Origin of the sequence: Kitasatospora sp. NPDC057223, from assembly GCF_042669755.1 — a bacterium.
In the GTDB taxonomy this organism is placed as follows: domain Bacteria; phylum Actinomycetota; class Actinomycetes; order Streptomycetales; family Streptomycetaceae; genus Kitasatospora.
Map to the genome: position 1 here is coordinate 25511 of NZ_JBHUWW010000091.1, position 10688 is coordinate 36198.

Consider the following 10688-nt stretch of genomic DNA (forward strand, 5'->3'; position numbering starts at 1 on the left):
CCGTTCCGTACGGGGCGTCAGCCGCCCGAGCCGTAGCTGGTGTTGGCGCAGATGTCGTCGTCGGCGGAGCGGGCGTCGGCCGTGACGCTCGGCGGCAGGGTGGGCACCGTCGTCGGTGTCGCCGCCGCGGACGGGTCCGGTGCGGCCGGGTTGGCGGCCGCGTAGTCCTTGCCGAGGACGAGGCTGATGCCGGCCGACTTGCTCACGACGGTGGTGGCGCCGGGGAACATCGCGGCCACCTTGTCGGCGCCGGCCTTCATCCCGGGCCCGTACTCCACCACGGTGGTCGCGTGGTTGGTCGACGAGGCGGTCGCGGTCTTGGTGACGGTGAACTTGGCGGCCTTGAGCGTCTCCGTCGCCTTGGCCGCCATCCCGCCCGCCGTGGTGCCGTTGTAGACGGCGACCCGGACGCCCGTGCCGTTGGTGTCGGCCGGCGGCGCGGCGGCCGTGGTGGCCGCGGCGGGTGCGGCGGGCGTCTCGGGGGCGGCGGCCGGGGTCGCCGCCTCGGCCTGCTCCCCGGTGGCGTTCTGTCCGTCGATGGTGCGGTCCGCCTTGAGGGTGGCCCACAGGTTGTCGATGTCCGGGTGGACGAGGTCGATGTCGGCGCCGTGGAAACGCCACGGAGCGGTGACGAACTTCAGGTCGTGCAGGTCGATGTTCTTCATCGAGAGCGCGAACGACATCAGCTTCTGGGCCGAGTCGAGCCCCTCGTCGACCCGCATCGACTTGGTCGCCGCGTCCGCCAGCGGCAGCAGCGTGGTGGGGCTGAGACCCTGCTTCTTCACCTTCGAGATGAGCGAGCCCAGGAAGGCCTGCTGGCGCTTCATCCGGCCGACGTCCGAGCCGTCGCCGATGCCGTGCCGCAGCCGCACGTAGTCCAGCGCCTGCTGGCCCTGGACGGTCTGCAGGCCCTTCTTGAGGATCTCCTTGCCCTTCTTGGTCTGGTTCGGGTTGATGTCGTTCTCGTAGATCGCGTTCGGGAGGCAGACGTCGACGCCGTTGACCGCCGAGGTCATCGCGGCGAAACCCTCGAAGTTGACCTCGATGGTGTGGTCGATGCGGATGCCGGTGATCTTCTCGACGGTGTTCTGCGTGCAGGCCGGGTTGCCGAGGTCGGTGTCGCCCACCGAGAAGGCCGCGTTGAACTTCGTCGCGGGCTGCTCCTTGGTCCACTTGCCGTTCGGCAGCTTGCAGGAGGGGATCGTCACCAGCGCGTCACGCGGGATGGAGATGCCCACGGCGTGCTTGTGGTCGGCGTAGACGTGCAGCAGGATCGTGGTGTCGGAGCGGGCCCCGGCGTCGTCGCCGCCACCGAGGTCGGCGTTGTTGCCGCCGCGGCTGTCGGAGCCGATGAGCAGCACGTTCACCGGCTTGTTGCCGTTCGCGTCGGCCTGCGTCTCCGGCGGCCGGTCGGTGCTCACGGCGTCGGAGTCGAAGGTCTTGATGTTCCCGTTGATCTTCAGGTAGACGGCACCGCCGGCGCCGAGTATGAGGACCAGCGCGCCGGCCGAGGTCCAGGCGACGATCTTCTTGACGTTGCGTTCGGGCTTGCGGCCCCGTCCGCCGCCGGCCGCCCGTCCGCCGCCCTGTCCCGAGCCCTGGCCCGCTCCGCGGCCGCCCTGGCTGCCGCGTCCGCCCTGGTTGCCGCGCCCCTGGGCGGCCCGCCGGGCCTCCGCCCGGCCGCCGGTCCGCGGCGGGGGTACGGCGGCGGGGGAGCCGCTCGCGCGCTCGGGCCCCGGTCCGGCCCCGGGCGGGGTGAGTCGTACGGCGCCGTTCGACGCGTCGTCATGCCACTGCCCGTCGCCCCCGTACGGGCTCTCGTCCCACTGGCCTGACATGCGCGTACCTTTCACCGGCGGAAGCAGCAACCTCACGCTGCACCTGGAGCACCACACCTCACGAGCACCGCGTCCGGGACGACTCTGTCCGAAGAGCACCGCACCCAAAGAGACGATCGAGAACGCCCCCAGGTTGCATACACGAGGATCGGGGGAGCAGACGAGCACGCCCGGGGCGCTTTCGGCAGGACCTCCCACGGAGCTCCGGCCAACGCATGGAGCTTCAGCGGAGCATACAAACTCTTTCTGGGAAGGTCGGCATCCGGGTGCTGCCGATCACGTCCGGACATCCGGCCGTGGGGCCCGGGTCAGGCACCGGACGCGAAGAGCCGCTCCAGGACGACGGCCACGCCGTCCTCGTCGTTGCTCACGGTGACCTCGTCGGCGACCGCCAGGAGCCGCTCGTGCGCGTTGGCCATCGCGACGCCGTACGCGGCCCACCCGAACATCGGGACGTCGTTGGGCATGTCGCCGAAGGCGATGGTGTCCGCCGCCCGGACGCCGAGCCGGCGTGCCGCCACCGACAGGCCGGTCGCCTTGCTGAGGCCGAGCGGGAGCAGCTCGACGATGCCCGGCCCGGCCATCGTGACGCTGACCAGGTCACCGGCGACCTGGTGGGCGGCTCCGGCGAGCGCGTCGTCGGACAGCTCGCGGTGCTGGATGTACAGCTTGCTGACCGGGGTGCTCAGCAGCTCGTCGTGGCCCGTCGCGGTCACCGGCAGGTCGGAGCCGATCAGCAGCTCGAAGCCGGGGCCCGCCAGGACCTGCCCGTCCAGGCCGTCCTGGTTGGCGGCGATGGCGAGCGGGCCGGTCTCGGCCTCGATCTTCGCGATGGCGAGGGCGGCGAGCCGGCGGTCCAGGGTCATCGAGGTGAGCAGCCGGTGCGCGCCCGCGTCGTAGACCTGCGCGCCCTGCCCGCAGACCGCGATCCCGGTGTAGCCGATCTCGTCGAAGACCGGGCGGGCCCAGCCGGCCGAGCGGCCGGTGACGATGATGTGCAGCGCGCCGGCCGCCGTGGCGGTGGCCAGGGCGGCGCGGGTGCGCTCGGAGACGGTCTCCGCGGAGGTCAGCAGAGTGCCGTCGAGGTCGGTGGCGACCAGCCGGTAGGGCAGGTCGCCACCGGGGGAGACGGGGTTGGCGCTTGCGGTGCTCATGGGCCTTGCGTCTCCCGGGAGTTGCCTGTGATGCGGGTGCTGCGCCGGTGGCCGGCCGCTACTTCACCGGTTCGAGCACGGTGCGCCCGCCGAGGTACGGCCGCAGCGCCTCCGGGACGACCACCGAGCCGTCGGCCTGCTGGTGGTTCTCCAGGATCGCGACGATGACCCGCGGGACGGCGACCAGCGTGCCGTTCAGCGTGGCCAGCGGGCGGACCTTGTTGCCGTCCTCGCGCATCCGGATGGAGAGCCGGCGGGCCTGGTACTCGGTGCAGTTCGAGGTGGAGGTGACCTCGCGGTACTTGCCCTGGGTCGGGACCCAGGCCTCGATGTCGAACTTGCGCGCGGCCGAGGCGCCGAGGTCGCCGGAGGCGAGGTCGATCACCCGGTACGGCAGGTCGAGCGCGTTGAGGAAGTCCTTCTCCCACTGCAGCAGGCGGCGGTGCTCGGCCTCCGCCTCCTCCGGGGTGGTGAAGACGAACATCTCCACCTTCTCGAACTGGTGGACCCGGATGATGCCGCGGGTGTCCTTGCCGTACGTCCCGGCCTCGCGGCGGAAGCAGGAGGAGTACCCGGCGTAGCGCAGCGGGAGCTTGTCCGCGTCGATGATCTCGTCCATGTGGTACGCCGCGAGCGGTACCTCGCTGGTGCCGACGAGGTAGCGCTCGTCGTCCTCCAGGTAGTACACGTTCTCGGCGGCCTGGCCGAGGAAGCCGGTGCCGTCCATGGCGGCCGGGCGGACCAGCGCCGGGGTGATCATCGGGGTGAAGCCGGCCGCGGTGGCCTGGTTGATCGCCATGTTGACCAGGGCGAGCTCCAGCAGCGCGCCGACACCGGTCAGGTAGTACGAGCGGGAGCCGGCGACCTTGGCGCCGCGCTCCATGTCGATGGCGCCGAGGATCTGGCCCAGCTCGACGTGGTCCCTGGGCTCGAAGCCCTCGGCCGCGAAGTCGCGCGGGGTGCCGATCTCCTCCAGCGTGACGAAGTCCTCCTCGCCGCCGATCGGGGCGGCCGGGTCGATCAGGTTCGCCAGCCGGCGGACGAGCTGGTCGGCCTCCTCCTTGGCGGCGCCCTGTTCGGCGTCGGCGGCCTTCACCTCGTCGGCGAGCACCTTGGTGCGCTGGAGGAGGGCGGCCTTCTCGTCGCCCTGGGCCTTGGGGATCTGCTTGCCGAGCGTCTTCTGCTCGTTGCGCAGCTCGTCGTAGCGACTGCCCGAGGACCGGCGCCGCTCGTCGGCAGAGAGAAGGGCGTCGACCAGGTCGACGTCCTCACCACGGGCGCGCTGCGAGGCGCGCACTCGGTCGGGGTCCTCACGGAGCAGGCGAAGGTCAATCACGGGGCCAAGCCTACCGGGACGGGGCCCGGGGATCGGCACCGGTTTACCCCGGGCGGGGAACGGCCGTCGCGGCGGGCCCGCGCGGGGCGGCGCCGGGGCGGCGGTTCTGACGAACGGTCATGTCACCGGTGTCGTTCACGGCCTTCACAGGTGGGCGCGGTCCTGTCGGCAGTCATCCGGATATGTCGCATTCTGCCCGATTCTCTGCGATCATGTCCCGGGCCCCGGGTCCGGCCGCAGGCGGGAGGGCCCGGAGGGTCCGGTGGAGAGCGCGCCGACGGCCTGGCCGGCCTGTTGATCCCGGCTGGGGATAACTCGCCGAATCCTGTGGACAACTCCGGTGGACGACGCCGCCCCGGCCCTTTATCCACAGGGCACCGAGGCCCCCTGTGGATCGCCGGGAAGCCAAGGTGCAGCCGCTCAGCGGCTGAGGAATTGAGGTTTCAAACCTCATTTGACCTTCTCGGGCGAGGGAATTGGTCCGCTCGGACGGGTGATTTGATGGCACTGGGGTGACTCGGGTCGGATTAGTCATCTTTATGGCGCCAACCGATGATCTGACCGGACTTGACTGTGGCTATACCGGTTTGTCGACTCGTCCCCAGGTCTGTGGATAACTCCCGGCTGTGGATACCAGCGTCCGCCTGTGGATAGCTGTGGACAGGCATCGCCCGTCCCGGGCCGCCTGTGGACGTCGGGCGGCGCGCCGGGCCGCCCCGGGCCGGACGGGCCGGACGGGCAGCCCGGGCCGCCCCGTCCGGCGGGCCGGATGCGCCGCCCACCGGACGGGTGATCTCACCGGCGTGTCGAAAAACGGTCGAATGCGACCGGAATTGATCCGATTGCGGCGATGCCGCTCAGAGCTCCCCGCGACCGTCCAGGCAGCGCGACAGCCAGTCCGCCGCCTCCGTGAAGTCGGCGTCCGAGGTACCGGGGCGCTGGAACGTCTTCGTCGGCCGGTCGGCCCGCGGGTACGAACCCAGGAACCGCACCTGCGGGCAGATCCGCTTCAGGCCCATCAGGGCCTCGCTCACCCGGCGCTCGGCCAGGTGCCCCTCGCAGTCGATCAGGAAGCAGTAGTTGCCGAGCCCCTCGCCGGTCGGCCGGGACTCGATCCGCATCAGGTTGACCCCGCGCACCGCGAACTCCTGCAGCAGCTCCAGCAGGGCGCCCGGGTGGTCGTCCGGCAGCCACACCACCATCGAGGTCTTGTCCACGCCGGTCGGCGAGGAGACCCGGCCGGGGCGCCCGACCAGGACGAACCGGGTGGCCGCGTTCTCGGCGTCGTGGATGTCGTCGACCAGCACGTCGAGCCCGTACAGCGGCGCCGCGAACTCACCCGCGAAGGCCCCGTCGAAGCGGCCCTCCTGGACCAGCCGGGCGCCGTCCGCGTTGGAGGCCGCGGACTCCCAGCGGGCGTCCGGCAGGTTGGCCGCGATCCAGCGGCGCACCTGAGGCTGGGCCACCGGGTGGCTGGTGACGGTCTTGATGTCCGCCAGCGCCGTACCCGGCCGGACCAGCAGGGCGAACGCGATCGGCAGCAGCACCTCGCGGTAGATCATCAGCGGGGTGCCGGAGGCCAGCTCGTCGCTGGTCGCGGTGACCGCGCCCTCGACCGAGTTCTCGATCGGCACGAACGCCCCCGAGGCCTGTCCCTCCCGGACGGCGTCCAGTGCGGCCGGCACCGAGGCCAGCGGCACCAGCTCCCGGGTCGCCGCCTCGGGCAGGGTCCGCAGGGCGACCTCGGTGAAGGTGCCCTCGGGCCCGAGGTAGGTGTAGCGGGTGGCCGACATTGCCGCCTCCGAGCGAAAGGGGTGCCACGCGGAGCGCGGCCTTTCCAGACCTGCCACCTTAGCCACTCGCCGCGCACCCCACCGGACCGTCCCGGTGGCTGGGCCGCACCGGCCCGCGCCCGCCGCTCTCACCCCTCCAGGAGGGCCTGCCCCACGTACCCGCCCTCCGGGGCGCCCGGCGGCACCGCGTACAGGCCGCTGGCCTCGTGCCGCAGGAAGCGCGAGAGGCCGTCACCGCGGGCCAGCTTGCGCTGGACGGGGACGAAGCCGCGGGCGGGATCGGCCTGGAAGGCGACGAAGAGCAGCCCGGCGTCCGGGGAGCCGTCCGGGAGCAGCCCGTCGTGGTAGGAGAAGCCGCGCCGCAGCATGGCGGCCCCGCCGTTGGCCGCCGGGGCCGCCACCCGGACGTGGGCGTCGGCGGGGATCGCCAGGGTGCCGTCGGGGTTCTGGGCGGCCAGGTCGACGGCCGTGTGCTCGGTGCCGCCGGAGAGCGGTGCGCCGTCCGACCTGCGGCGGCCGATCACCCGTTCCTGCCGGTCCTCGGGCAGGTTCTCCCAGTTGTCGAGCAGCATCCTGATCCGGCGCTGCACCACGTACGTACCGCCGGCCAGCCAGCCGGGCGCCTCGCTGCCGCAGAACACCTTCGCGGCGAAGTCCGGCTGCTGCGGCTGCGGGTTGTTGGTGCCGTCGATCTGGCCCATCAGGTTGCGCCCGGTCACGGGGGCCGTGCCGGCCGCGCCCGGGGTGCGGCTGAAGCCGGACATCTGCCAGCGCGCGACCGCCGTGCCGGCGGCCTGCTGCTGGAGCACCCGCAGGGCGTGGAAGGCGACCAGGGCGTCGTCGGCGCAGATCTGCACCCAGAGGTCGCCGTCGCTGCGGGCCCGGTCGATGGCGTCCTCGGGGAAGTCCGGCAGCGGTTCGAGGGCCGGCGGCAGGCGGTCGGCGAGGCCCGCCCGGTCGAAGAGCGTCGCGCCGAAGCCGAACGTGACGGTCAGCGAGCAGGGCCCCGCGTCGGCGGCGATCCGGTTCTCGTGCTCGGTGGCCGGCTCGCCGCGGCCGAGCCGGGCGGCGGTCTGCGACCACCGCTTCAGCAGCTCCCGCAGCCCGTCGCGGCCGGCCCCGGGGGCCAGGTCGAAGGCGGCGAGATGCACCCGGGCCTGCTGCGGTTCGACGATGCCCGGCTGCCGGGCGCCGTGGAACGGGATCCGCCCGCTGCCCAGCCCGGCGGCCGCCGCCGGGGCGGGGCCGGCCGGGCGGCCGACGGCGACGCCGCCCGCCGCCCCGGCCACCAGCCCGGCCCCGGCGCCGCCCAGCAGGGCGCGGCGGGAGAACCCGGTGGAACTGGTCATCCTGTTCAGCCGATCTTCAGGGGTTTGATCTCGGTGGCCTGGTCGATGTCGGAGGAGCGGACGACCACCGAGACGACCCAGTTCCCGGCCAGCGGCAGTTGCGCCGTGCCCGTCCAGCGGCCGGTGCCCTCGGGGGTGAGGGCGACCGGCAGCGGGCCGAGGTCGCGGTCCGGCAGGGTGAAGGCGAGCTGCACCTCGGGGACCTCGACGGGCTGCCCGTCCGGGCCGTCCAGCTTGAGGTGCACCTCGTTGGCGCCCGTTCCGGCCGGGTTGACCGTCACGGTGGCGGTGCCCTTGGCGTTCGGGGTCCGGCCGCCGGTGTCGTACGGGAGGGTGAGCTCCAGGGTCCGGCCGGGCACGGTCTGGGCGGCCGGTGCGCCGCCGGGGGCGGGAGCGGCCGGCTGGGCGGCGGTGCCGACGGCCTGGGCGACGCGGCCGGGCGGGGAGTTGGTCAGCATCGTGGTGACCACCAGGACGGCGACCGCGACGGCGGCCTCGACCAGCACCGAGCGGCGCAGCCCGGCCCGGGTGGGCGTGAAGCCGCGGGCCCGGTCGGCGCTGCGCCGGGCGTCCTGCTGGCGCTCCAGCTGGGCCCGCCGGACGGGGTCGTCCGACCCGGCGGGGACCGTCACCGGTTCCTCGGCGGGCTGCTCCGCGGGCTGCTGAGCCTCGTCCTGCGCCTCGTCCTGCGCGGCGGCGTCCGAGGTGCGCAGCCGGGCCACCCAGGAGCGGGAGATCCACGCCACCCCGAGCATCGCGGCGACGCATCCGACCTTGATCAGCAGCAGCCGCCCGTAGCCGGTGTCGACGAGGGCGCTCCAGGTGCCCAGCCCGCGCCAGGACTGGTAGACGCCGGTGACGGCGAGCACCGCGACCGAGCCGAAGGCGACCGTGGAGAACCGCTCGACCGCGTCGGCCCCCACGCCGTGCCGGAGCCCGACCAGCAGGGTGGCGAGGCCGCCCAGCCAGAGCGCCATCGCGACCAGGTGCAGCATGCCGAACGGCAGGGCCAGCCAGACCTGGATGCCGACCGAGGCGTGGTCGGCGCCGGCCCAGGTGGCGGAGAGGGCGAGGGCGAGCAGCAGTCCGGCGACGCCCAGCGCCAGCCGGGCCTCGCGCTGCGGGCGCTCGGCGGCCCGCTGCTCCAGCCTGCGCAGCTCGTCCTCGTCACTGCTTTCCGCGGTCTCGGCGGACTCCGGGGAGTCGGGCCCGGAGGCCGCGGGCGCCGGGGTGCCGAGCTGTCCGACCAGCAGGGACAGGAAGACGCCGCTCGCCGCGAGCAGCAGCAGCCGGGCGGCGAGCGCGGTGCCGATCCGTTCGTCCAGCGTGCTGCGCACCAGCGACAGGTCGAACGCCTGCCCGAGCCCGGAGCCGCGTTCGTACGGCCCGCGCAGCATCAGCACGGCGACGGTGGAGACCAGCAGCGCCACCCAGCCCGTCATCAGCAGCCGCTGCACCCGGCGGACGGCGGCTCCGGCCGGCCAGCAGAGCAGCACGAACCCGGCGGCGCCCATCAGCAGCGCGAAGGCGCCGTACGCGACGGTGCGGCCGGTGCCGTACAGGGCGGCGACCAGGCTGTCGGCCTTGGCCTCCTGCAACGCGGAGGTGGACACCGAGGTGGTCGAGGCGGCGCCGACGGAGAAGGTGAACGCGCCGCCGACGGGGTGCGAGTCGTCCGAGACGGCCCGCCAGGCGACGGTGTAGGTGCCGTTCGCCAGGCCGCTGTTCAGGCCGACCCGGGCGGTGTTGGAGCGGCCGTCCGCGTGCGCGGGATCGCCCGTGTCGACGGGCTTCCCGGCCGGGTCGAGGACGCGCACGGAGTCGCCGGAGAGCGAGACGGCCTCGCTGAAGGTCAGCGTGACGAAGGCGGGCGCGGTGGCGACCACCGAGTTCTGCGCGGGGTCGGTGGACTCCAGCGCGGCGTGCGCGGAGGCGGGCCCGGCGCCGGCGAGCGTCAGCGCGAGCAGGGCGCCGAGGATCCCGAGCAGCCCGGTGAGTCTGCGGTGACTGGCCTTCAGCATCTGACGATCCCTAGCTTCCTGAGTCCTGCTGGCCGGGTCGGTAGGTGAGCGGTTTGACCGGCACCCGGACGGCGATGGTGCCCGCCTTGGCGAAGGTCAGGTCGAGTTCGAACTCGTCGCCGAGGGCCGGCTGCTTCGCCCAGCCCATGATCATGAGGTGCGCGCCGCCCCGGGCGAGCTCCAGGGCGCCTCCGGCCGGCACGGCGAACCGGTCGATCGCCGCCATGCTGGTCTCGTCCGAACGGTGCATGGTGACGGAGGAGGCGTCCGGGCTGCTGACCGCGACCAGCTGGTCCGCGCCACCCGCGTTGCGCACCGTCAGGTAGCCGGCCGCCATCGCCCCGCCCGCCGGCAGCGGGATGTACGGGTCGGCGATGCTCAGCCGTGCGGCGCCCGCGGCGGGCGGGTCGCCGTCCGGTCCCCAGGCGGCCAACGCGGTGGCGGTGCCGAGCACCGTGGCCAGCACCGCCCCGGCGAGCGCCGTCCGCCGGAAGGCCAGGCCGCTCACGCCGGCACGCCCTTGGCGAGCAGCGGGAGGTCGTGCTGGTAGGCCTGCACGGAGGTGGCGCTCAGGTAGAGCAGGTGCGCCTTGTCGTCGGACGGCAGGAAGCCCAGCACCTGGGCGCCGTGGCTGGACGTGACGGTGCCGTCCTTGTTGACGACCGGGTCCTCGACCAGGATCCCGAGCCCCTTGGCGGCGGCCTTGACCTTCTCCAGGTCGCCGGTGAGGCCTATGAAGCTCTTGCCCATCGAGTCGAGCCAGGTGCGCAGCACCTGCGGGGTGTCGCGCTCGGGGTCGGTGGAGACGAACACGACGTCGATCTTCTGCTGCTCCTCGGGGGAGAGCTTCTGCATCGCCACGCCGATGTCGCCCATCGTGGTGGGGCAGACGTCCGGGCAGCTGGTGTAGCCGAAGAACAGCAGGGTGCTGCGGCCGGCGGTCTGCTTGCGCAGGTCGTACGGCTGCCCGGAGGTGTCGGTGAGCACCAGGTCGGGCTTGTCGAAGTGCTTGCTCAGCACGGTGGCCTGGTACGGGGAGTCGCTGCGTTCCTTGGAGACCTTCGCGGTGGAGCCGGAGCCCGTGCCGCCGGAGCCGCAGGCGCTGAGGGAGAGGACGGCGGCCAGGCCGACGGCGGCGGCGCCGAGCAGGCGGGGCGTGGGGCGGGTGGGGCGGGTGGTGCGGGTCATCAGGGAGTC

General features: G+C 73.2%; 8 protein-coding genes. All 8 read right to left on the bottom strand.

All coding sequences use genetic code 11. The annotated features are described in order from the left end of the window. Nucleotides 1–17: 17 nt before the first annotated feature. The 8 genes from ACFUK0_RS27330 to ACFUK0_RS27365 all read right to left on the bottom strand — a co-directional run bounded on the left by ACFUK0_RS27330 (nucleotide 18) and on the right by ACFUK0_RS27365 (nucleotide 10679). Nucleotides 18–1838 (bottom strand): LCP family protein, encoded by a 1821-nt coding sequence (locus tag ACFUK0_RS27330; protein ID WP_380254754.1) that lies wholly within the window; start codon nucleotides 1836–1838, stop codon nucleotides 18–20. A 308-nt stretch (nucleotides 1839–2146) separates the two neighbouring features. After that, the gene (locus ACFUK0_RS27335) at nucleotides 2147–2992 is read right to left on the bottom strand and encodes an HAD family hydrolase (protein WP_380254756.1); all 846 of its coding nucleotides are present in this window, start codon (nucleotides 2990–2992) and stop codon (nucleotides 2147–2149) included. A 58-nt stretch (nucleotides 2993–3050) separates the two neighbouring features. Further along, entirely contained in the window at nucleotides 3051–4328 is a 1278-nt protein-coding gene (gene serS / locus ACFUK0_RS27340; protein WP_380254758.1) for a serine--tRNA ligase, read from the bottom strand. 857 nt (nucleotides 4329–5185) lie between these two features. Further along, nucleotides 5186–6121, bottom strand: a complete 936-nt coding sequence (gene pheA / locus ACFUK0_RS27345) for a prephenate dehydratase (protein ID WP_380254760.1) — start codon at nucleotides 6119–6121, stop codon at nucleotides 5186–5188. 128 nt (nucleotides 6122–6249) lie between these two features. Beyond that, complete coding sequence (efeB, locus tag ACFUK0_RS27350; RefSeq protein WP_380254762.1) at nucleotides 6250–7470, bottom strand: iron uptake transporter deferrochelatase/peroxidase subunit; 1221 nt, start codon at nucleotides 7468–7470, stop codon at nucleotides 6250–6252. A gap of 5 nt (nucleotides 7471–7475) precedes the next feature. Further along, nucleotides 7476–9491, bottom strand: coding sequence for a FixH family protein (locus tag ACFUK0_RS27355; protein ID WP_380254764.1), 2016 nt, complete (start codon nucleotides 9489–9491; stop codon nucleotides 7476–7478). A 10-nt stretch (nucleotides 9492–9501) separates the two neighbouring features. Next, nucleotides 9502–9999: a copper chaperone PCu(A)C gene (locus tag ACFUK0_RS27360; RefSeq protein WP_380254766.1), complete on the bottom strand. Its 498-nt coding sequence runs from the start codon at nucleotides 9997–9999 to the stop codon at nucleotides 9502–9504. Continuing rightward, on the bottom strand, nucleotides 9996–10679 hold the full coding sequence (locus tag ACFUK0_RS27365; RefSeq protein ID WP_380254769.1) for an SCO family protein: 684 nt from the start codon (nucleotides 10677–10679) through the stop codon (nucleotides 9996–9998). The genes ACFUK0_RS27360 and ACFUK0_RS27365 overlap by 4 nt, the downstream gene beginning before the upstream one ends. Between the last annotated feature and the right edge of the window lie 9 nt (nucleotides 10680–10688).